The following is a 20,567-nucleotide window of genomic DNA, read 5'->3' as shown; positions in this document are numbered from 1 at the left end:
GCGTGGCAAGCACGTGCCGCGCCGGGTCCAACCATTGGAGACGGTGAATGATACGTGATATGGCCGCCGGGCCGCGCGTACTTCTGAAGCGGCTCCGCGAATTGATGGCGGAGCCCCTCGAGCCACAGGAACGGCTCGACAGGATCGTGCGCGATATCGCCGCCAACATGGTGGCCGAAGTCTGCTCGCTCTACGTGCTGCGCGCCGACTCGGTACTCGAGCTCTACGCCACCGTCGGTCTCAATCCCAACGCCGTTCACCTGGCGCAGCTGCGTCTCGGCCAGGGCCTGGTCGGCACGATTGCCGCCAGCGCCCGCGCGCTCAACCTGTCCAACGCCCAGGAACACCCCGCCTTCGCCTACCTGCCGGAGACGGGCGAGGAGATTTACCACTCCTTCCTCGGCGTGCCGGTGCTCAGGGCAGGGCGCACGCTCGGCGTGCTCGTCGTCCAGAATAAGACCATGCGGCACTACCGCGACGACGAGATCGAGGCGCTCGAAACCACCGCCATGGTGATTGCCGAGATGATCGCCTCGGGCGACATCGGCCGCTTGAGCCGTCCCGGCCTCGAACTCGACCTGACCCGGCCGGCCAGCTTCACCGGTATTGCCTTCAACGAAGGCGTCGGCCTCGGCCATGTCGTGCTGCACGAGCCGCGCATCGTCGTCACCAACCTGTTCAACGAGGACAGCGACGAAGAGCTGCGCCGGCTCGAGGATTCGCTCGGCTCGCTGCGCCTGTCGATCGACGACATGCTCGAGCGCCGCGACGTCGCCTTCGAGGGCGAGCATCGCGAGGTGCTCGAAGCCTACCGGATGTTCGCCAACGACCGCGGCTGGGTGCGCCGTCTCGAAGAGGCGATCCGCAACGGCCTGACCGCCGAAGCCGCTGTCGAGAAGGTGCAGAGCGACATGCGCGCGCGCATGATGCACATGACCGACCCCTATCTGCGTGAGCGGATGAGCGATTTCGACGATCTCGCCAACCGCCTGCTGCGCCAGCTGCTCGGCCGCGGTCCCGAGACCATCGCCGCCTCGCTGCCCAAGGACGCGATCGTCGTCGCCCGTTCGATGGGCGCTGCCGAGCTGCTCGATTATCCACGCGACCGCCTGCGCGGCCTGGTGCTCGAAGACGGTGCGCCGACCAGCCACGTCGTCATCGTCGCGCGTGCCATGGGCATCCCCGTCGCCGGTCAGATGAAGGGCGCCGTTTCCATGTCGGAAAACGGCGATCCGATCATTGTCGACGGCGTCGAGGGCGCCGTCCACCTGCGCCCGCAGCCCGATCTTGAGGCGGCATACGCCGAGAAGGTGCGTTTCCGCGCCCGCCGGCAGGAGCTTTACCGCGAGCTGCGCAAGAAGCCGTCCGAGAGCAAGGACGGCGTCAAGGTCGACCTGTTGATGAATGCCGGCCTCGCCGTCGACCTGCCGCAGCTCGCCGAAGCAGGTGCCGCCGGCATCGGCCTGTTCCGCACCGAATTGCAGTTCATGGTCGCTTCGACCTTCCCGCGTGCCGAAGCGCAGGAGAAGCTCTATCGCGACGTGCTCGACACGGCCAAAGGCCGTCCGGTCACCTTCCGTACCATCGACATCGGGGGCGACAAGGTGCTGCCCTATTTCAAGGGTTCGGCGCAGGAAGAGGAAAACCCGGCCCTCGGCTGGCGCGCCATCCGGTTGACCCTCGACCGTCCCGGCCTGTTGCGCACCCAGATCCGGGCGCTGCTCAAGGCTGCTGGCGGCCGCGAGCTCAAGGTCATGCTGCCGATGGTCACCGAGCTCGGCGAGATCGCCCAGGCGCGCGAGATCATCGACCGCGAAGTCCGCCACCTCTCGCGCTTCGCCCATCATCTGCCGACGAGCCTCAAGCTCGGCGCGATGATCGAGGTGCCGTCGTTGCTGTGGCAGCTCGACGAGCTGATGCAGGCCGTCGATTTCGTCTCCGTCGGCTCCAACGACCTGTTCCAGTTCGTCATGGCCGCCGACCGCGGCAACACCCAGCTGGCCGACCGCTTCGACACGCTGTCGGTGCCATTCCTGCGCGTGCTCAAGCAGATCGCCGACGCAGGCCAGCGCAACCACACGCCCGTCACGCTGTGCGGCGAGCTCGCCGGCAAGCCGATCTCGGCGATGGCGCTGCTTGGCCTCGGCTATCGCTCCATTTCGATGTCGCCGGCCTCCATTGGCCCGGTCAAGGCGATGCTGACCGAACTGCCGCTGGGCGAACTCACCGCCTTCCTCGACGATAACCTTGCCGGTCCTGCCGCCCGCCTGCCGATGCGCGCGCTGCTCCAGGCCTTTGCGGACGACCGTTCCATACCATTATGATCAGCCTGCCCCACGACAGAATGAACCAGGTCGTCAAGCGCTTCGACATGCTCGAAGCGCAGATGGCCGCCGGCCCGGCGCCTGACGTCTACGTCAAGCTCGCCTCCGAATATTCCGACATCCAGGACCTCGTCGCCAGGATCCGCGCCTTGCGCGGCGCCGAGCAGGAGCTGGCCGACCTCGCCGCCATGCTCGACGACAAGGGCACCGACGCCGAGATGCGGGCGCTCGCCGAAATGGACAAGCCTGAGGTCGAGGAGCGCATCGAGGGGCTGCAGCACGAAATCCAAATCCTGCTGCTGCCCAAGGACGCTGCCGACGAGAAGAACGCCATCCTCGAAATCCGCGCCGGCACCGGCGGCGACGAGGCGGCCCTATTCGCCGGCGACCTTTACCGCATGTACGAACGCTACGCCGCCTCGAAGGGCTGGCGTTTCGAGGTCGTCTCGGCCAGCGACGGCGATGCCGGCGGCTTCAAGGAAATCATTGCCGGCGTCTCGGGCAAGGGCGTGTTCGCGCATCTCAAATTCGAGTCCGGCGTGCACCGCGTCCAGCGCGTGCCGGCGACCGAGGCCAGCGGCCGCATCCACACCTCCGCCGCCACCGTCGCGGTGCTGCCGGAGGCCGAGGAAGTCGACATCGACATCCGCGCCGAGGACATCCGCATCGACACCATGCGCGCCTCGGGCTCGGGCGGCCAGCACGTCAACACCACCGATTCTGCGGTGCGCATCACCCATTTGCCCACCGGCATCATGGTGGTGCAGGCGGAAAAGTCGCAGCACCAGAACCGCGCGCGCGCCATGCAGATCCTGCGTGCCCGTCTCTACGACCTGGAGCGTAGCCGCGCCGACGAGGAGCGCTCGTCCTCGCGCAAGTCGCAGGTTGGCTCGGGCGACCGTTCCGAGCGCATCCGCACCTACAATTTCCCGCAGGGGCGTCTCACCGACCACCGCATCAACCTGACGCTCTACAAGCTCGACCGGGTGATGATGGGCGAACTCGACGAGGTCGTCGACGCGCTGATCTCCGATCACCAGTCGAAGCTTCTTGCCGACATGGGCTCGGATGGCTGAGCGCCGGCTCGGTGAACTTTTGCGCCACGCGCGCCAGCGCCTTGCAGGTGCTGGCATCGCCGACGCCGCATTCGATGCGCGGCTGCTGGTCGAGCATTTCTCTGGTACCACGCGCAGTGACGCAATCACGTCGCCCGACAGGCTCGTCCCGCAGGTGGCTGAGATCGACGCGGCACTCGACCGCCGTATCGCTGGCGAACCCGTCCACCGCATCCTCGGCTACCGTGATTTCTATGGCATGCGTCTCAGCCTCTCCGCTGAGACGCTCGAACCGCGCCCCGACACCGAAACGCTCGTCGATGCCGTGTTGCCTTTCGTCCGCGAGGCAGCAGCGCGCGAGGGCGTCTGCCGCATCCTCGACCTCGGCACCGGCACCGGTGCCATTGCGCTGGCGCTGGTCACCCAGGAGCCGAAGGCCGTGGCCATCGGTGTCGATGTGTCGGACGATGCGCTGGCGACCGCCGCGGCCAATGCCGCAGTTCTGGGCGTGTCATCGCGCTTTACGGCAAAAAAATCCGACTGGTTCGCCGAGATTCAGGGGCGTCACCATTTAATAGTCTCAAATCCTCCCTATATAACTTCTTCAGAGATCGAGGATTTGCAGAACGAGGTTCGCAATTTTGATCCGCGCCGCGCGCTCGACGGTGGCCCGGACGGTCTTGAGCCATACAGGATGATCGCGTCGGGTGCCGGGCGCCACCTTGAGGAAGGTGGCCTTGTCGGGCTCGAAATCGGGCACGATCAGCGGCACGACGTGACCGTCATATTCGAGCAGGCCGGCTACCATTTATCCGCCCATTACAAGGACTTGGGTGGCAATGACCGGGTGCTCGTATTCCACTGCTGAGCAAGGCTTTTGGGCACTGCAAAAAACCGCTTGGCAAGGAAAGTGAATGCCGCTAGGTTCCCGGCAACCGGATGAGACGAAGCAGGCAGTGCTGTTAAGAGATTCGGTTTCCATCGAAACTAGCTGCCTTCTTGCGTAGACGACGCTCTAGCTTCGTGCGGGGATCGTCCGGCAAGTGACATGAACCGAAACAGGATGGCATGTGGCGCCGACGCAGGAAAACTGCGGGCGATCACCGGCGGAAAGATACGAAACGGCAGGCCGCCTAAGTGCCCCCGTTCGGATACTTCAACACAAAGAGAATCTGATGAGGCCACAACAGCAGAACAGGCGCATGCGCGGTCGTAATAACAACAATAATAACAATAACAATAACAATAACGGCAATAACAACCGCAAGGGACCAAACCCGCTCACGCGTAACTACGAGAGCAACGGTCCGGACGTGAAAATCCGTGGCTCCGCGCAGCAGATCGCCGAAAAATACACCACCTTGGCGCGCGACGCGCACAGCTCTGGTGATCGCGTGATGGCCGAGAACTACCTGCAGCACGCAGAGCACTACAACCGCATCATTGCCGCCGCCATGGCGCAGATGCCGATCCAGCAACAGCAGCAGAGCCGCGACGACTTCGATTCCGACATGGATGACGAGCGCGACGACGACGGCATGGGCAATAGCGTTGCCGAGGTCCAGGTTCAGCAGTCTCAAGCCCAGCCGCAGCCGGTCGTCAACGGCACCGGCCCGCAGCCTGACATCGAAGGCACGCCCGCAGAGGTTGCTCTCAATCCGGAAGCCGCCGAAGGCCAGCCGCGTGAGGGCCGTCGCGAACGTCGCCCCAACCGCAACGAACGCCGTCCGCGCCATCAGGAACAGCAGGCCGATGCCTCGCAGGCAGAGGCCGTCGCCGTGGCTGAACAGCCCCAGCCTGTCGTCGTCGCTGAAGCAGTCGTCGCAGACGTGGCACCTGCCGCGGAAGTCGCCGAGGGCGAAGTCACCGCAGCGCCGCGTCGTGGCCGTCGTCCGCGCCGTGGCGAGCGCGCTGCAACCGAGGCACAGGGCGAAGCTGGCGAAGCGCCGGCAGCCGAACCGGCCGCCGTCGAGGGCTGATCGCCTTCTCAGGCATGGCCTTCAAGCCATTTTCGAACGGCGGGATGAAAATCCCGCCGTTTTTGTTTTGGCCTCTTCGATCGGGCGGCTCAAAAATCTGATTTGATTTTCGTCAGGTGCGATGTGCAGACTCGAAAAAGCCTGCGCCGTTTGCGCGTCAAAAAATGACGCACAGCACTTCGGGTGTGCCTTGAGGTATATCGTCCTACTCACCATATCAGCCTCAGTTGGATCCGGCCCGGTTGGGCGGGTCCGTCACCTTGAACCTGGCCGGTGCCGCAAAGCGGGCCGGTACGGAATGGAGACACCGAATGAATCTTGAGAAGTATTCCGAGCGCGTCCGCGGCTTTATCCAGTCCGCACAGACCTACGCTCTTTCCAACAATCACCAGCAGTTCACGCCCGAGCATATCCTCAAGGTGCTGATGGACGACGAAGAGGGATTGGCCTCTTCGCTGATCGAGCGCGCCGGCGGCAATGCCGGCAACGTCAGGCTTGGCGTCGAGGCCGCCCTCAAGGCGATGCCCAAGGTTGAGGGTGGCAACGGCCAGCTCTATATGGCGCAGCCGCTTGCCAAGGTGTTTTCGACCGCCGAGGACCTGGCCAAGAAGGCCGGCGACAGCTTCGTCACGGTCGAGCGCCTTCTGACCGCGCTCGCCGTCGAGAAGTCGGCGAAGACCGCAGACATCCTCGCCAAGGCGGGCGTCACCGCCCAGGCGCTTAATGCCGCGATCAACGACATCCGCAAGGGCCGCACCGCCGACTCGGCAAGCGCCGAGCAGGGCTATGACGCCTTGAAGAAATACGCACGCGACCTGACCGCCGACGCCCGCGCCGGCAAGCTCGATCCGGTTATCGGCCGCGACGACGAGATCCGCCGCACCATCCAGGTGCTGTCGCGCCGCACCAAGAACAATCCCGTGCTGATCGGCGAGCCCGGCGTCGGCAAGACGGCCATCGCCGAAGGCTTGGCGCTGCGCATCGTCAATGGCGACGTGCCGGAGAGCCTCAAGGACAAGCAGCTGATGGCGCTCGACATGGGCGCGCTGATTGCCGGCGCGAAATATCGCGGCGAGTTCGAGGAGCGGCTGAAGGCCGTTCTCTCCGAGGTCACCGCGGCTGCCGGCGGCATCATCCTGTTCATCGACGAGATGCACACGCTCGTCGGCGCCGGCAAGGCCGATGGCGCGATGGATGCGTCCAACCTGCTCAAGCCTGCCTTGGCGCGCGGCGAGCTGCATTGCGTCGGCGCCACCACGCTCGACGAGTACCGCAAGCATGTCGAGAAGGACGCGGCCCTTGCCCGTCGCTTCCAGCCGGTGTTCGTCTCCGAGCCGACGGTCGAGGACACGATCTCGATCTTGCGCGGCCTGAAGGAGAAGTACGAGCAGCACCACAAGGTGCGCATCTCGGACTCGGCGCTTGTTGCCGCTGCGACGCTGTCGAACCGCTACATCACCGACCGCTTCCTGCCTGACAAAGCGATCGACCTCGTTGACGAGGCCGGCTCGCGGCTGCGCATGCAGATCGATTCCAAGCCGGAAGCCCTTGACGAGATCGATCGCCGCATCATGCAGCTCAAGATCGAGCGCGAAGCGCTGAAGCTGGAAAAAGATGACGCCTCCCGCGATCGCCTCGAACGGCTCGAGAAGGAGCTGGCCGGGCTCGAGGAAGAGTCGACAAGGGTCACCAGCCAGTGGATGGCCGAAAAAGAAAAGCTTGGCCTTGCCGCCGACCTCAAGGGTCAGCTCGAAGAAGCGCGCAACGAACTCGCCATTGCCCAGCGCAAGGGTGAATTCCAGAAGGCGGGCGAGCTTGCCTATGGCCGCATCCCCGAGCTCGAAAAGAAGCTCGTCGAGGCCGAGGCGCTCGAAGGCCGTGGCACCATGGTCGAAGAGACCGTGACGCCCGACCATGTCGGTCATGTCGTGTCGCGCTGGACCGGCATCCCGGTCGACAAGATGCTCGAAGGCGAGCGCGAGAAGCTGCTGCGCATGGAAGACGAGATCGGCGTTCGTGTCGTCGGCCAGGGCGAAGCCGTCCAGGCGGTGTCCAAGGCCGTCCGGCGCGCCCGTGCCGGCCTGCAGGATCCCAACCGGCCGATCGGCTCGTTCATGTTCCTCGGCCCGACCGGCGTCGGCAAGACCGAGCTCACCAAGGCGCTCGCCGACTATCTCTTCGACGACGAGCATGCGCTGGTGCGCATCGACATGTCCGAATACATGGAGAAGCACTCGGTCGCCCGGCTGATCGGCGCGCCTCCCGGCTATGTCGGCTACGAGGAGGGCGGGGCGCTGACCGAAGCTGTGCGCCGCAGGCCCTACCAGGTGATCCTGTTCGACGAGATCGAAAAGGCGCATCCCGATGTCTTCAACGTGCTCCTGCAGGTGCTCGACGATGGCCGCCTGACCGATGGTCAGGGCCGCACCGTCGACTTCCGCAACACGCTGATCATCATGACGTCCAATCTCGGCGCTGAATATCTCGTGGCGCTTGGCGAGGACGAGGATGTCGACAAGGTCCGCGATGAGGTCATGGGCGTGGTCAAGGCGTCGTTCCGGCCGGAGTTCCTGAACCGCATCGACGAGGTCATCCTGTTCCATCGCCTGCGTCGCCAGGACATGGGCCGGATCGTCGAGATCCAGCTCAAGCGGCTCGAAAAGCTGTTGTCCGACCGCAAGATCACGCTGTCGCTGGACAAGGACGCAATCGACTGGCTCGCCAACAAGGGTTACGACCCGGCCTATGGCGCCCGCCCGCTCAAGCGCGTCATCCAGAAGGAGCTGCAGGATCCGCTCGCCGAAAAGATCCTGCTCGGCGACATCCTCGACGGCTCGACCGTCAAGATCACCTCAGGCTCGGACCGGCTCAACTTCCGCTCCAAGCCGACCGTGGTGAGCGAAGAGGCGGCTGCCTAAGTACCGGCAATTGCCCTCCCCATTCGTGGGGAGGGCCTTTCTTTATCGGCCGCCGGGGGACCAGCCATGACACTCGACGACTACAACAGCTTCTGCGCGTCGCTGCCGCACACGACCCATGTCGTGCAGTGGGGCGGGGCGCATGTATGGAAGGTCGGCGGCAAGGTCTTCGCCATCGCCGGCTGGAGCGACGGTGCGGGGCTCGCCGTTACCTTCAAGGTGTCCGAGATGGCATTCGACATTCTGAAGGAGCAGCCCGGCCTCAGGCCAGCACCCTATCTTGCCTCGCGCGGCATGAAGTGGATCCAGCGCCAGAACGGGGAGGCCATGGATGATGAGGGCCTGCGCGACTATATCGGCGAGAGCCACCGGATGATCGCGGCGAAGCTGCCGAAGGCGACGCGCCGGGAACTCGGCCTTCCCGCCTGACCGCGATTCGTGGGTCACGGTGCAGGCCTGCCAAGGTCTCAAAATCCACCTAACGCGGTCATTTTCATGCCCCGTTCATGTTGGAAAGGTTAGCAGATCGTTATTGGATGTCGGTGGAAGATGGTGATTCCACTGCGGTCGCTGTCAGCGACTGAAATTCGGAGAGATGTGGCGACCATGTTGCGCAAGATCGTTGTGCTTTCGGCCATGGCCACCGGCCTGTCGGCGCTCCAGGCAGCGGCTGCGGTCGCGCCATCAGGCGAGCCTGCTTCGCCACGCGTGCAGGCCGACAAGAACCTGCTCCAGCTTGCCCAAAGCGAGGTCGAGGTGTTTTACGACAGCCGCGGCAACCGCGTGCTCGTCGATCCCTACACCGGCAAGGTCATCGCCGTGCGGCCGCCAGAGACGCGCCTCAACCGCCCGGCCTTGCGCCGCGAAATGCGCCGTCAGGAGCTGCGCCGCGACTATCGCCAGGGCGACGTGCTGATCGGTCCGGCCGACGACGGCTACTACAGCGACGACACGCTTGCCGCTCCCTCAGATTCTTATCCCGACGACTACTACAACAACGACCCCAACGCCTTTCCCGAGGCGCCGGGCGGGCCGCGCGTCGTCTCGCGCGAGCCGCTGCAGAGCCCCGACGACCAGCCGGCGCTGCCGGCCACGCCGCGCATCACCGAGCAGGCGCCGCTCGAGCCGTCCATCGCGGTCAAGGGCCGCGAGGATGTTGCCAGCCTGCAGATCCTGCTCGATCGCCTCGGCGCTTCGCCCGGCGTCATCGACGGCCGCTTCGGCTCCAATGTCGACAAGGCGCTCGCCGCCTATAACGAGATGACCGGCGCCAGCCTGAAGTCGACGGATGCCGAAGGCATCAAGGCAGCACTCGCCGAAACTGGCGGTGACGCCTTCGGCTCCTACACCATCACGCCCGAGGACGCCGCCGGCCCCTACATCGCTTCGGTTCCCGCCGACTACAGCGAGAAGGCCCAGCTCGAGCGCATGGCCTTCACCTCGGTCACCGAAATGCTCGCCGAGCGTTTCCACATGGACGAGAACTACCTCAAGGCGATCAATCCGGACCTCAATTTCAACCGGCCGGGCACCATCGTGAAGGTCGCCAATTTCGGCAAGCTGGTGAACAAGCCGGTGTCGCGCATCGTTGCCGACAAGGGGTTGAAGCAGGTCCGCGCCTACAATGCCGAAGGCCAGCTCGTCGCCGCTTATCCCGCGACCATCGGCTCGGGCGACACGCCGTCGCCGACGGGCGTCCACGCAGTGTCGCGCGTCGCGCTCGATCCCAACTACACCTACAATCCCAAGCTCAATTTCAAGCAGGGCGAAAACGATAAGGTGCTGACCATTCCGCCGGGCCCGAACGGCCCGGTCGGTTCGGTCTGGATTGCGCTGGACAAGCCGACCTACGGCATCCACGGCACGCCCGACCCGTCCAAGATCGGCAAGACCGAAAGCCATGGCTGCGTGCGCCTGACCAACTGGGACGCACGCGAGCTCGCTAAGATCGTCAAATCAGGCGTGCCGGTCGAGTTCATGGAGTAGGGCAGCTTCGCGACCGCGGATTCCACGGTCGCGATCCTCATTTCCTCCTGCCAGCCGTCACGCCGGCTTTTTCGGCAGCGCCATCGCAAACACCAGGCTGATCGCGACGCCTGCCGCTGCGAGCCAGAACGCCACCTGGATGCCGTCGGCTACCGCCAATTTCAGCGCAGCGCCGCTCAGTCCGCCGACATGGCTGTTGGCAACCGCGATCAGTGCCGCCATGCCGATGGCGTTGCCGACATTGAGCGTCGTCGACGCCATGCCCGAGGCGACGCCCTGTTCGTCATGGTGGACGCCGGAGGCCGCCGCAATCCACATCGCCGTCCAGACGATGCCCTGTCCGATGCCGGAGACGATCAAACCCGGTGCGATCGAGAGATAGCTGCTCTCGGCGGTGGTGCCGAGCGCCATCAGGGCCGTGCCGACGGCGCCGATGACCATGCCCGTGACAAGCGTCGAGCGGGTCGCAAACCGTGTCGCCAGTTTTTCGCCGATCTGCGTGCCGGCGGCGATGGCGATCGAGGGCACGAGGAAGGCAAGGCCGGTCTGCAGAGCGGTGAAGCCATACACAGTCTGCAGCAGCACGGTGAGGAAGTAGGGCAGCGCCCCGAAGGTGGCCATGAACATGAAGGTGATGGTCATGCTGCTGACCAGGCTGCGGTTGCCAAACAGGCGCAGCGGCATCAGCGGATCGGCGCTGCGGGCTTCGATCACGCCAAAGGCGATCAGGAAGATCACCGCAAGTGCTGCGCTCGCGACAATCGGCGTCGAGCTCCAGCCATACTCCGGCCCCTGCACCAGCGCGAACACCAGAAGCGTCGCACCCGCTGTCACCGTCAGCGCGCCCGGCAGGTCGAAGCTGCGCTTAGCCTGCGGCTTGGGATCACGCGGAATGACGGCGAAGGCGGCGATGATGGCGAGCCCGGCCAGCAGCACGTTGACGTAGAACACCGACGGCCAGCCGAAGGCGCTGGTCAGGAACCCGCCGGCCAGTGAGCCCAGCGTCAGGCCGCTGGCGCCTGCGCCACCCCAGACGGCGAGCGCCCGGTTGCGTTCCTGGCCTTCGGCAAACAGCCGGTTGATCAGCGACAGCGTCGCCGGAAACAGGAAGGCGCCGCCGATGCCCTGCACCGCGCGGGCTGCGATGATGACCTCCGGCGACCAGGCGAGGCCGCCGACCACCGACGACAGCGCATAGAGCCAGAGCGCGAAGATGAAGACGCGGCGCTGGCCGATCAGGTCCGCCGCGCGGCCGCCGAACAACAGGAAGCCGCCGGTGAAGACGGTGTAGGCGCTGACCACCCACTGCAGCGTCTGGCCGGAAAAGCCGAGGCTTGAGCCGATCTCCGGCAGCGCCACGAAAACGATGTTGAGGTCAAGCGCGATGATCAGCTGCGCGAAGGCCAGCAACGCTAGCGTGGCACCACGCTTTGTGCCGGTGCCTCCTGCCATCGTTGCCGCTCCGAGCGGCGCCCCTTGGTCGATTGAAGTCATGCTGGTCTCCATAACATTGATTCTTTGTCGATCAGCAAAGAATTGAGATTTGCAATCCGGAGTCAAGCGTATTATTTGTTGACCGATAAAGAATGGAGGCTGCGATGGCGGGAAGGCCGAGGGAGTTCGATCGCGACAAGGCGCTGGCAAATGCGCGCGATGCCTTTTGGGCACGTGGCTATGAAGGCACGTCCATGGCCGATCTCGTCGCGACCCTGGGCATCGCCTCGGCGCGGATCTACGCAGCCTTCGGCTCCAAGCGGGATCTGTTTCAGGAGGCCGTCGGCCTCTACCAGGCCGGCGACGGCGGCGTCGCCACGCGGGCCCTGGGCGAGGCGCAGACGGCCCGGCAGGCGATCGAAAAGATGCTGTTCGAGGCAATCGAAAACTGCACCAGGCCGGGACGGCCCCAGGGCTGCATGATTGTTTCCGCCGCCACGAATTGCACCGCCGAAAATGACGAGGTGCTGGATTGGCTGGCCGAACGCCGCATGGAGCAGACCGAGCGCATCATTGCGCGGCTGGAGCAGGGCGTCGCCGAGGGCGAGCTGAAACCCGACACCGACACGCAGATGCTGGGCGACTATTTCGCCACGATCATGCGCGGTCTTTCCGTGCAGGCGCGCGACGGCGTTGCGAGCGCGCGGCTGCTTGGGTTCGTCCCCGTGGCAATGCAGGCCGTCGATGCCGCGCTCGCGCACAAGGCTGCGGCTGCCGGAAAAGAATAATGATCCAGCCGACAACTAGGGAAATCGCCGAGGCACTGCATCGGCCCGAACTCTTGTCCGCCACTGTCATCGACAGCGGCCAGAACAACCGCGTCCTCGACACGGGCAAGCTCATCGTGCGGATACCCCGGCACGATGAAGCGAGGTCCGAGCTTATCCGCGAGGCCGCCGGGCTTGCCGTCCTGGCGCCGAGCCTGCCCTTGCCGGTGCCTGTGCCCGAGGTGCGAAATGTCGGTGCGTTTGTCGTCGCCGTTCATCGCAAGCTGCCGGGTGAACCGCTGCTGTCGCTCGACGGCATGGATGTCGCGCAAAAGCAGGAACTGGCCCGCGAACTTGCGCTGTTCCTGCGCGCACTGCATGCGCTGCCGCACGACGTCCTGCCTGCCGCCGCTCCCACTGACCCCATGGCCGAATGGCGTGATCTTCTCGGCCAGCTTGAGGCCAAGGCGCTGCCGCTGCTGCCTGCTGCCGTCGGCAAAACCATCCGCGATAACTTTGCCCTGTTTATCGGGCGCGCGCCTGCTGCCCCGCGTACGATCACCCATGGCGATTTCGGCACCGGTAACATCCTACTCGACAACGGCAAGGTCTCCGGCATCATCGATTTCGCCGGCTGCGGTGAGGGTGATCCCGCCTATGATCTCGCCAGCCTGTCCGCCGGCCTGGGCGACGAGTTCCTCGCGCTGATGGCGCCGCATTATCCCGGCATCGCTGCGATGCGCGACCGCATCACCTTCTACCGCAGTACCTTTCCACTGCTCGACATCCTCTTCGGCGTCGACCATGGCGATGCGGACGCCCTCGAAGCCGGGCTACGCTCTCTCACCGTCGACGACGTGCCGGCCTGACTTGTGTCTTGCGTTTGGCTCGTGGCTGCCGGCAAATGTCCCGACATTCGAGGTAACCAGATGAACATTCGTTCCGAACAGCCAGCCGACGTCGACACGATCCGCGCGCTCACCCGCGCAGCTTTCGAGAAAGCGCCACATGCCAGCGGAACCGAGGCGGCGATCGTCGATGCCTTGCGCGATGCCGGCGCGCTGACGCTCTCGCTGGTCGCCGAGGACGGTGGCAAGATCCTCGGGCACGTCGCCTTTTCGTCTGTCAGCGTCGGCGGCGAAGCCGGCTGGTACGGCCTCGGTCCGGTTTCAGTCTGGCCCGACAGCCAGGGGAGGGGCATCGGCCAGTTGCTGATCCGCCACGGCCTCGACGCCTTGGCGCAGATGGGCGCCAAGGGCTGCGTCCTCATCGGCGACCCAGCCTATTACAGCCGCTTCGGATTCGTCGCCGACCCCGCCGTCACCTATGCCGGCCTGCCGCCGCAATATGTCCAGCGATTGGCTTTTGGCGAAACCATCCCAAGCGGTGAAATCGTCTATCATGCCGGGTTCGAGGCAAGCTGAGCCAGCCTGACCGTGGGCGCTCAGTGCACGCTCGCCGTCTCCCTGGCGAGAATGTCCACCAGCCGGTCGAAGCCGGTTTCGGTGCCTGAAATGCGCGCCGCCATCGCCTCGACGGTGCCGAGGAAAGCCAGCTGCTCGGTGAACCGCATCCGCGTCTGGCCGGCTTCGGGCAAAAGCTCGATGGTCGCCAGCGATGCCGAGATGCGCTTGCCGCCATGGCTCATCTCGAAACCGTAGATGATGCGCTCGCCGGCCACGATGTCGAAATAGTCGGCGCGAAACGCGAGCTCGGCGCCATCGGGCATGCGCCAGCGCTTGGCCTCTATGCCGCCGACGCGAAAATCGAAGCTGTCCTCGAGGGTGATCCAGTCGGGATGGCAGTCGTTCCAGACGCGCTTCAGCTCCTGGTCCGACCAGAAGCGGAAGGCGTGTCTGGGAGATGCCGGCAGCTTGCGCTCGATGACGAAAGTCTTGTGCGCTACGTCAGTCATTCACACCCTCCTCGGAAAAATCCTTCATTGCCTGCACGAGGCGGTCGAATGCCCGGTTCATCGCAGTCTGCCGCTGTCTGACCCAGTCGTCTATGCCGGACAAAGCGGTCGGCTCGATCGTGTAGGTGCGGGTCCGGCCGACCTTGCGCGAAGCGACGATGCCGCCGTCTTCGAGCACCTTCAGATGCTTCAGCGCCGACGGCAGCCGCATCCCGTGCGGCTCGGCCAGTTGCTTGACTGTCGCCGGCCCCATGCTCAGCCGCTCGACCATGCCGCGCCGTCCGGCGTCGGCAAGGGCGGTGAAAACGCGGTCCAGTTGGTGTGCCTCGATCATCGGCATATCCCTTTGCAATGGTCAGTCATGAAGGAAGCGCTCCGGCATCAGTTCGCAATAGGGGAAGAAATGGAAATAGGGTCGCGCCTCGCTGATCGTCCGCCGTACCGACGGACGCGCGACCAACCGCTCGAAATAGGCGGCGAGATTGTGCTGGTCGCTTGAGAAGGGATGAACGATCGAGGCGTAGAACAGGCCCGGCGTCGCGGCGCAATCGGCAATGCTGAAATCCTCGCCCGTCGCCCATGTCTTGCCGGCCAGTTGGCTGTCGATCATCTGATAGGCGGTGTCGAGCGTGCGCCGCGCATCAGCCACGCCCACCGGATCGTTGCCACCTTCAGGCCGTATCCTGTCGGTCACAACCTTCTGCATCGGCACGCTGACATAATGATCGAAGAAGCGGTCCCACAGCCTGGCGTCGAGCCGCTGCTCGGCGTTCGCGGGCAGCATCGGCACCGGCCCGGGATAATGCTGCTCAAGGTATTCGATGATGATGCTGGTCTCCGGCACCGTGCGGTCATGGGCGTCGTCGCGCAGCACCGGGATCTTGCCCACCGCCCATTTCGCCGCCAGCGCCGCCGTCTCTTCGGGATCACCGAGATCCACCGTCACCGCGTCGAACGCCGTGCCATTCTCATAAAGCGCAATCAGCACCTTGTGGCAGAAGGCGGCGAGAGGATGGGAATAAAGCGTCAGCGCCATTGCGGGGTTCCAGATGGTTTCCTTGGGTGGAAACTATTTGGCGGGACTCAGGTTGGCAAGAGAAAGTTTCCGAATGCGGAAACTATTGGATTTCCCGTGTGCCGAACGTGGAGAGGCTCTCCACGGTTCAGATCTTTTTTCTGAGAAAGAGTCGCCACGCTTAACTCCCGCAGATCGTCTATGCCGCGCTCCGTCCCCCCCTCTGCCCTGCCGGGCATCTCTCCCACAAGGGGGGGAGATCAGGCCTGCATCTGCCCCGCCGCCAAGCGCCGATCTCGCGAACACCGCCGGGCTTTTTCCTTGCAACGTGGCAGAGTGGGCGCCGCCGGCGGAGTGATTAATCTCCCTCCTTGTGGGGGAGATGGCCGGCAGGCCAGAGGGGGGTGCGAAGGATCGCGACAGCAAAGGTTGGCTTCGTAGGGCAGCGCCAGACCGTCAGCCCCGCTGTCACCATCTGTCACCAGCCCGCGTGGATAGCCGCGCCCATTTCTCCACGCCCTCGCCACCTCCCGTATCATTCCCCCATCGCCCTTACGGGACCTGGTGCGCACCGGGTATCAGGGAGGGCGGCGGTGACCTCCCGCCACGGTATCGGTAGCCGTGGCTCCGAGGGCCCGACGACAGGCCGGCGTTTTCCGGTGCTTGTTCCGCAAATGGAACGTGGCGCTGCAGGGAGATGCGGAGAAGCCGCGGCGATTGTCCATGGAATGTACATGGAGCGGCGCTGTGACCGGCCAACCTTGGGACAGACACCGAGCGGGGCGCGAGTTCGCGCCACTACTAATCAATCGGAAGGCTCGGCCTCGCGCCCCGCTTCCCGAACTCCCCAAGCGGGAGTGTTCTTTGACAATGACCAGGCGCGAAAGCGAGCGTGGCAATGAAGAAACTTGGCGCAACGCCGACGCAGTCATCCCGGAAACCGGAGCGCAGCGGAGGTTATCCGGGACCCATTGACTGGAACATCGTGCGGCACGACCGGGTCCTCGTCTTGGCCTTCATGAACTGACCTGCAAACCCAGACCTCGGCCGCGCCGGTCAATGGGTCCCGGGTCCCGCTACGCTCGCCCGGGGTGACGCGCGCGAACTTACCTTCTCCCACAAGGAAAGCATCCCATGTCGCCTGGCTTCCAGAAATCGTCCCCCTGGTCGCTTCCCGTGCAAACCTTGCCCACATAGTCTCGCCCCATGGACATCTCCGACACCGCACCAGTCCCGGCCAACAACAACCACGTCTTCTGCCCGCCGGAGGCGCGGCGCTACGTGCTTGTCTCGGCGATCCTTGCCTCCAGCATGGGCTTCATCGACGGTTCGGTGGTATCGCTGGCCATGCCGGTCATCCGGGCCGACCTTGGCGCTTCGCTTGTCGACGCCCAGTGGATCAGCAATGGCTACATGCTGTTTTTGTCGGCGCTGGTTCTGCTCGGCGGTGCCGCCGGCGACGTCTTCGGCGTCCGCAACATCTTCGCCGCCGGCATCGTGCTGTTTATGATCACCTCGGCTGCTTGCGCGCTCGCCGTCGATGCCGAGATACTGATCATCATGCGCGCAGCCCAGGGCATCGGCGCCGCGCTGATGGTGCCGGGCAGCCTCGCCCTCATCGCCAAATCCTATCCCAACGCGACGCGCGGCAAGGCCATCGGCCAGTGGGCGGCGTTCTCGTCGCTGACCACCGCGATGGGACCGTTTGTTGGCGGCATGGTGCTGTCCTTCGGCGCCGAATGGATGTGGCGCCTGATCTTTGCCATCAACGTGCCGATCGGCCTCGTGGCGCTTGCCATGCTGCTCAGGAAGGTGCCGCAGGACCGGCCGTCGTCGAAGCGCCGGCTCGACATAACAGGCGCGATCCTTGCCACCGCCGGTCTCGGACTGATGGCCTGGGGCCTGACCGCCTTCGGACTGCCGGCCGAAGCGCGCGCTGTCTCGCCATGGCTGTGGATCGCGGTCGGGGCTGCGATCTTCGCCGGCTTCATCGTCTGGGAGAAATGGACGCGGGCGCCGATGGTCAAGCTCGAGCTGTTTGCCTCGCGCGCCTTCACTGGCGCCAACCTCTACACGCTGATCCTGTTCTTCGCCTTCAATGCCGTGCTGTTCTTCCTGCCGATGACCGTCGTCTCAGGCTGGGGCGCCAAGGAGTGGGAAGCGAGCCTGCTGTTTTTGCCGCTGTCCTTGTTCATCGCCGGCCTGTCGAGCTATTCGGGCCGACTGTCCGACGCCATCGGCCCGCGCTGGCCGCTGACCGTGGGCGCCGCGATCGTCGGCATCTCCTACACCGGCCTCGCGCTGACCATGCCGCTGATGATGCTGTGGCAGGTGACGTTCCCGATCCTGCTGCTCAAGGGGCTCGGCATGGCGATCGTCGTCTCGCCGGTGTCGGCAGCGGTGATGCGGGCGACGCCCGAGGAAGACACCGGCCTTGCCTCGGGCATCAACAACGCGCTCGCGCGTGCCGCCGGCCTGATGGCGGTAGCCTCACTCGGCGCTGTCGCCGGTGTCGTCTTCGCCAATGTCCTGGGAACAGCGGCACCGGGTGCGGAGTTCGGCGCCTTCGTGGCAGCGCCACTCGAGGCCGGGGCGGAATCCTTGCGGGTGGCGGCGACCAACAGCGCCTTTGCGGCGATCGCGGCAATCGCGGCCGTGATGTGCTTCGTCGCGGCAGCCGTCGCCTGGTTCACCCAGCCGTCGTGGAAAAGGAAAGAGAAGGCCTAGTTGTTGTTACGCAATTCCGGACGGAAAACCGCTGCGCACTTTTCCTGGAATTGCTCTAGCCGCTGACCTTGGCGGTGCTCGCGACCTTCAGCCCGTCCTTGTTTTCGTCCTTGAGCAGGTCGTCGATGCGCTCGCGCTCGCGCTTGAAGGCGACCAGCTCCTCGCCCTTGAGCACACGGCCGGTGGGCAGGCGTACGCGCATCGGGTCGACCTTGGTGCCGTTGACGATCAGCTCGTAGTGCAAATGCGCGCCGGTCGACAGGCCGGTGGTGCCGACATAGCCGATGACTTGGCCCTGGCGGACGCGAGCGCCGGGAACGACGCCGGGCGCGATGCGGCTCTGGTGATTGTAGGACGTCTCGTAGCCATTGGTATGGCGGATCATCGTCTGCTTGCCGTAGCCGCCGGCCCAGCCGGCCTTTTCGACGACGCCGTTGCCCGAGGCGATGATTGGCGTGCCGGTCGGTGCTGACCAGTCGACGCCGGTGTGCATCTTGACGTAGCCGAGGATCGGGTGCTTGCGGCCGCCGAAGCCGGAGCGGAACTTGCCGTTGGGCAGCGGGTTGCGCAGCAGGAACTGGCGCGCGCTGCGGCCGTCCTCGTCGAAATAGTCGATGGCGCCGTCGCCCATCTGGAAGCGGTAGAAGTTGCGCGTGTTGCCGCCGAAATTCGCCGAGACATAAAGCAGCTCGGAATCGGCCGATGCTTTGTCGTCGCCGTCTGGCTGCGAGAAGAACACCTCGATACGGTCCGACGGGTTGAGCCGCGACTGGAAGTCGACGTCGGACGACAGTAACCGGACAAGCTTCTTGGTCATGTCCTGCGACATGCCGTAGGAATAGGCCGCCCGGTAGATGCCGTCATAGACGGTGGGCAGTGCGCCACGTGAGGTCGTCGGCACCGTCGGCGTGTCCTCGAAGGCGGTGGCGATCTCGGGGTTCGGCTCAGGCTCGTCGCCGGGAACGAACTGGTTGCGGTCGTCAAGCGCGATGGTCAGGATGTGCTGCGAGCGGTCGTAGACGCTGGTGCGCACGATCTTGCCGATATCGCCGCGGACTTCGAGGCCGACGCGCAGCACGGTGCCGGCCTTGAGCGCGGTCGCATTGAGCAGCCGCGACACGGCGTTCGCCATGCCTTGTGCGTCCTCGCCATTATAACCCGAGTCCGCCAGCGCATCGACGATCTTGCGGTCCTTCTCGAAGGCGATGATGTCTTCGGCATAAGAAAGCGTTTCGGGATCTACGTCGGCACGCGCCGTTACCGAGACGTTCTCAGGCACGATCTTGATGCCGTAGGAGCCAGCAAGCGTCTGGTCGGCGAAGGCGTCGCCGAAGCGCTGCGGATCGACATAATGCAGCGAGGCGACCTGGATGTCGCCTTCGGTCAGGTCGCCGCCGGCGTCGCGCACCACCTTTTCGACCTCATTGGCGGAAAGTGCCGAACTCTCGTCGAAGGAGGCGGTCTCGACGGGGAAGTCGACGGTCTTGAGGCTCATCTCGCTCTCGACCTTGACGCCGTAGATCTGGCCGGTCGCGGCGGTCGCCGGTGGCTGTGCCGGACCGTCTTCGGCAAACACCGTCAGTGGATCGAAGGCGGGATAGCTGCGCGTCGTCGGATGCGATGCTGCCAGCGCCATCTTGATCTGGACGAAAGGCATGGTGCGAATGACTTCGCGGTCGCCCTCCTTGGTCAGCATGGACACTTCCATGCGCCGCCGGTCCTTGGCCTTGGCGATCTGGCGCAGTGGCGCGAGCCTTGTGGTCTTGGCGCGCTGTCCGGCATCGCCGCCGGCGGCAAGCGTTGCGAGTTCGGCGATCTCGGGCGGGGTGGCAAGCTTTTCGCGGCCGTCGAGGGCGGCAAACAAGGCCACGCCCATCAATACGCTCGAGGTCACGCCGGTGAGGAAGGTGCCTGAAAGCCAACGCGCCGAGACCTCGCGTCGGTCCGGGGGACCGGCGCGGCCATCCGCGATAAGCGGCGGCTCATTGCCGAGCTCGGCTATGGTCTGGTCCGTATCCTGCATCCAGTACGGCTAAAATCCCCGACGCGTTTGCGCCCGCTTGCTTTTAGTTGCCAAGACATTTGCCTGTCATGGCGCTCCAAGTCAACGAAGCCGCGTGCGCGGCACCGCCCGACCTGCCTCTCCCTCTTATATACAGGCGGTGCACACAGACTCGAATGCGCACCAGAGGCGCTTCGAGACATCTGCCCGCATTGGGGCGGGAATAGGGCCCGGGTCGGGGCAGCGGCCGTCGTCCCGCTCTATATAAGGGAGGGCGCAACTGGCTGTGTGGCGCCCATATATGTATGGGGCAGCGCAATGCATCCGCGCGCGGCCGGCGGGTCAGCCGGCTAAGGCGGTCTTGCGAGGAAGTTGTGCGCCGGCTCTGGCAATTCTGCCTTCGCCAGGGGCGTTTGCGGCGGGGCTGTGGATTTTCTCAAGCCCC

At 64.8% G+C, this 20,567-nt stretch carries 16 protein-coding genes; 11 read left to right on the top strand and 5 right to left on the bottom strand.

From position 1 onward, the window contains the following. The first annotated feature begins 47 nt into the window (after positions 1 to 47). The 7 genes from ptsP to ACSQ3E_RS26795 all read left to right on the top strand — a co-directional run bounded on the left by ptsP (position 48) and on the right by ACSQ3E_RS26795 (position 10,262). On the top strand, positions 48 to 2,324 hold the full coding sequence (gene ptsP / locus ACSQ3E_RS26825; protein ID WP_409014720.1) for a phosphoenolpyruvate--protein phosphotransferase: 2,277 nt from the start codon (positions 48 to 50) through the stop codon (positions 2,322 to 2,324). Beyond that, positions 2,321 to 3,400 (top strand): peptide chain release factor 1, encoded by a 1,080-nt coding sequence (gene prfA / locus ACSQ3E_RS26820; RefSeq protein WP_436125003.1) that lies wholly within the window; start codon positions 2,321 to 2,323, stop codon positions 3,398 to 3,400. The genes ptsP and prfA overlap by 4 nt, the downstream gene beginning before the upstream one ends. Beyond that, positions 3,393 to 4,247 (top strand): peptide chain release factor N(5)-glutamine methyltransferase, encoded by an 855-nt coding sequence (gene prmC / locus ACSQ3E_RS26815; protein ID WP_436125002.1) that lies wholly within the window; start codon positions 3,393 to 3,395, stop codon positions 4,245 to 4,247. The genes prfA and prmC overlap by 8 nt, the downstream gene beginning before the upstream one ends. A 307-nt stretch (positions 4,248 to 4,554) precedes the next feature. Then, positions 4,555 to 5,358: a DUF4167 domain-containing protein gene (locus tag ACSQ3E_RS26810; protein WP_436125091.1), complete on the top strand. Its 804-nt coding sequence runs from the start codon at positions 4,555 to 4,557 to the stop codon at positions 5,356 to 5,358. Between the two features lie 311 nt (positions 5,359 to 5,669). Continuing rightward, a complete protein-coding gene (clpB, locus tag ACSQ3E_RS26805; RefSeq protein WP_436125001.1) occupies positions 5,670 to 8,276 on the top strand; it encodes an ATP-dependent chaperone ClpB in 2,607 nt (868 codons plus the stop codon). Positions 8,277 to 8,342: 66 nt separating this feature from the next. After that, on the top strand, positions 8,343 to 8,705 hold the full coding sequence (locus tag ACSQ3E_RS26800) for an MmcQ/YjbR family DNA-binding protein (protein WP_436125000.1): 363 nt from the start codon (positions 8,343 to 8,345) through the stop codon (positions 8,703 to 8,705). Between the two features lie 177 nt (positions 8,706 to 8,882). Next, positions 8,883 to 10,262, top strand: coding sequence for a L,D-transpeptidase family protein (locus tag ACSQ3E_RS26795; protein WP_436125090.1), 1,380 nt, complete (start codon positions 8,883 to 8,885; stop codon positions 10,260 to 10,262). Positions 10,263 to 10,319: 57 nt separating this feature from the next. Here the strand turns inward: ACSQ3E_RS26795 and ACSQ3E_RS26790 are convergent, their stop codons facing one another. Continuing rightward, the gene (locus ACSQ3E_RS26790; RefSeq protein WP_436124999.1) at positions 10,320 to 11,756 is read right to left on the bottom strand and encodes an MFS transporter; all 1,437 of its coding nucleotides are present in this window, start codon (positions 11,754 to 11,756) and stop codon (positions 10,320 to 10,322) included. Positions 11,757 to 11,848: 92 nt separating this feature from the next. Here ACSQ3E_RS26790 and ACSQ3E_RS26785 point away from each other — a divergent pair, with 92 nt between their 5' ends. The 3 genes from ACSQ3E_RS26785 to ACSQ3E_RS26775 are packed head-to-tail and all read left to right on the top strand — an operon-like array spanning position 11,849 to position 13,887. Then, entirely contained in the window at positions 11,849 to 12,484 is a 636-nt protein-coding gene (locus ACSQ3E_RS26785; RefSeq protein ID WP_436124998.1) for a TetR/AcrR family transcriptional regulator, read from the top strand. Continuing rightward, positions 12,484 to 13,332 carry an aminoglycoside phosphotransferase family protein gene (locus ACSQ3E_RS26780; RefSeq protein WP_436124997.1) on the top strand — a complete coding sequence of 283 codons (849 nt, stop codon included), beginning with the start codon at positions 12,484 to 12,486 and terminating at the stop codon, positions 13,330 to 13,332. Before ACSQ3E_RS26785 ends, ACSQ3E_RS26780 begins: the two co-directional genes overlap by 1 nt. Before the next feature lie 60 nt (positions 13,333 to 13,392). After that, complete coding sequence (locus tag ACSQ3E_RS26775; protein ID WP_436124996.1) at positions 13,393 to 13,887, top strand: GNAT family N-acetyltransferase; 495 nt, start codon at positions 13,393 to 13,395, stop codon at positions 13,885 to 13,887. A gap of 20 nt (positions 13,888 to 13,907) precedes the next feature. Here the strand turns inward: ACSQ3E_RS26775 and ACSQ3E_RS26770 are convergent, their stop codons facing one another. From ACSQ3E_RS26770 to ACSQ3E_RS26760, 3 genes are read right to left on the bottom strand one after another with little or no spacing between them, the layout of a single operon-like run. Next, positions 13,908 to 14,378: an SRPBCC family protein gene (locus ACSQ3E_RS26770; protein ID WP_436124995.1), complete on the bottom strand. Its 471-nt coding sequence runs from the start codon at positions 14,376 to 14,378 to the stop codon at positions 13,908 to 13,910. Continuing rightward, positions 14,371 to 14,718, bottom strand: coding sequence for an ArsR/SmtB family transcription factor (locus ACSQ3E_RS26765; protein ID WP_436124994.1), 348 nt, complete (start codon positions 14,716 to 14,718; stop codon positions 14,371 to 14,373). Before ACSQ3E_RS26765 ends, ACSQ3E_RS26770 begins: the two co-directional genes overlap by 8 nt. A gap of 15 nt (positions 14,719 to 14,733) precedes the next feature. After that, a complete protein-coding gene (locus ACSQ3E_RS26760) occupies positions 14,734 to 15,414 on the bottom strand; it encodes a glutathione S-transferase family protein (RefSeq protein ID WP_436124993.1) in 681 nt (226 codons plus the stop codon). 1,185 nt (positions 15,415 to 16,599) lie between these two features. Here ACSQ3E_RS26760 and ACSQ3E_RS26755 point away from each other — a divergent pair. After that, positions 16,600 to 18,120, top strand: coding sequence for an MFS transporter (locus ACSQ3E_RS26755; protein WP_436124992.1), 1,521 nt, complete (start codon positions 16,600 to 16,602; stop codon positions 18,118 to 18,120). Between the two features lie 55 nt (positions 18,121 to 18,175). Here ACSQ3E_RS26755 and ACSQ3E_RS26750 read toward each other — a convergent pair whose 3' ends face one another. After that, positions 18,176 to 20,143 carry a M23 family metallopeptidase gene (locus tag ACSQ3E_RS26750; protein ID WP_436124991.1) on the bottom strand — a complete coding sequence of 656 codons (1,968 nt, stop codon included), beginning with the start codon at positions 20,141 to 20,143 and terminating at the stop codon, positions 18,176 to 18,178. Between the last annotated feature and the right edge of the window lie 424 nt (positions 20,144 to 20,567).

The sequence above is a fragment of the Aminobacter sp. LjRoot7 genome (genome assembly GCF_964252895.1).
In the GTDB taxonomy this organism is placed as follows: Bacteria; Pseudomonadota; Alphaproteobacteria; order Rhizobiales; family Rhizobiaceae; genus Aminobacter; species Aminobacter aminovorans_B.
The sequence above is the reverse complement of the archived record's forward strand: the minus strand, read 5'-3'. Positions and strand labels throughout refer to the sequence as shown.

What these genes read in the sequence shown, in the direction of transcription:
- ACSQ3E_RS26750 (WP_436124991.1), bottom strand. Translation starts at nt 20,143, where the DNA reads ATGCAGGATACGGACCAGACCATAGCCGAGCTCGGCAATGAGCCGCCG.
- ACSQ3E_RS26780 (WP_436124997.1), top strand. Translation starts at nt 12,484, where the DNA reads ATGATCCAGCCGACAACTAGGGAAATCGCCGAGGCACTGCATCGGCCC.
- clpB (WP_436125001.1), top strand. Translation starts at nt 5,670, where the DNA reads ATGAATCTTGAGAAGTATTCCGAGCGCGTCCGCGGCTTTATCCAGTCC.
- ACSQ3E_RS26800 (WP_436125000.1), top strand. Translation starts at nt 8,343, where the DNA reads ATGACACTCGACGACTACAACAGCTTCTGCGCGTCGCTGCCGCACACG.
- prfA (WP_436125003.1), top strand. Translation starts at nt 2,321, where the DNA reads ATGATCAGCCTGCCCCACGACAGAATGAACCAGGTCGTCAAGCGCTTC.
- ACSQ3E_RS26765 (WP_436124994.1), bottom strand. Translation starts at nt 14,718, where the DNA reads ATGCCGATGATCGAGGCACACCAACTGGACCGCGTTTTCACCGCCCTT.
- ACSQ3E_RS26790 (WP_436124999.1), bottom strand. Translation starts at nt 11,756, where the DNA reads ATGACTTCAATCGACCAAGGGGCGCCGCTCGGAGCGGCAACGATGGCA.
- ACSQ3E_RS26775 (WP_436124996.1), top strand. Translation starts at nt 13,393, where the DNA reads ATGAACATTCGTTCCGAACAGCCAGCCGACGTCGACACGATCCGCGCG.
- ACSQ3E_RS26795 (WP_436125090.1), top strand. Translation starts at nt 8,883, where the DNA reads ATGTTGCGCAAGATCGTTGTGCTTTCGGCCATGGCCACCGGCCTGTCG.
- ACSQ3E_RS26755 (WP_436124992.1), top strand. Translation starts at nt 16,600, where the DNA reads ATGGACATCTCCGACACCGCACCAGTCCCGGCCAACAACAACCACGTC.
- ACSQ3E_RS26810 (WP_436125091.1), top strand. Translation starts at nt 4,555, where the DNA reads ATGAGGCCACAACAGCAGAACAGGCGCATGCGCGGTCGTAATAACAAC.
- ACSQ3E_RS26770 (WP_436124995.1), bottom strand. Translation starts at nt 14,378, where the DNA reads ATGACTGACGTAGCGCACAAGACTTTCGTCATCGAGCGCAAGCTGCCG.
- ptsP (WP_409014720.1), top strand. Translation starts at nt 48, where the DNA reads ATGATACGTGATATGGCCGCCGGGCCGCGCGTACTTCTGAAGCGGCTC.
- ACSQ3E_RS26760 (WP_436124993.1), bottom strand. Translation starts at nt 15,414, where the DNA reads ATGGCGCTGACGCTTTATTCCCATCCTCTCGCCGCCTTCTGCCACAAG.
- prmC (WP_436125002.1), top strand. Translation starts at nt 3,393, where the DNA reads ATGGCTGAGCGCCGGCTCGGTGAACTTTTGCGCCACGCGCGCCAGCGC.
- ACSQ3E_RS26785 (WP_436124998.1), top strand. Translation starts at nt 11,849, where the DNA reads ATGGAGGCTGCGATGGCGGGAAGGCCGAGGGAGTTCGATCGCGACAAG.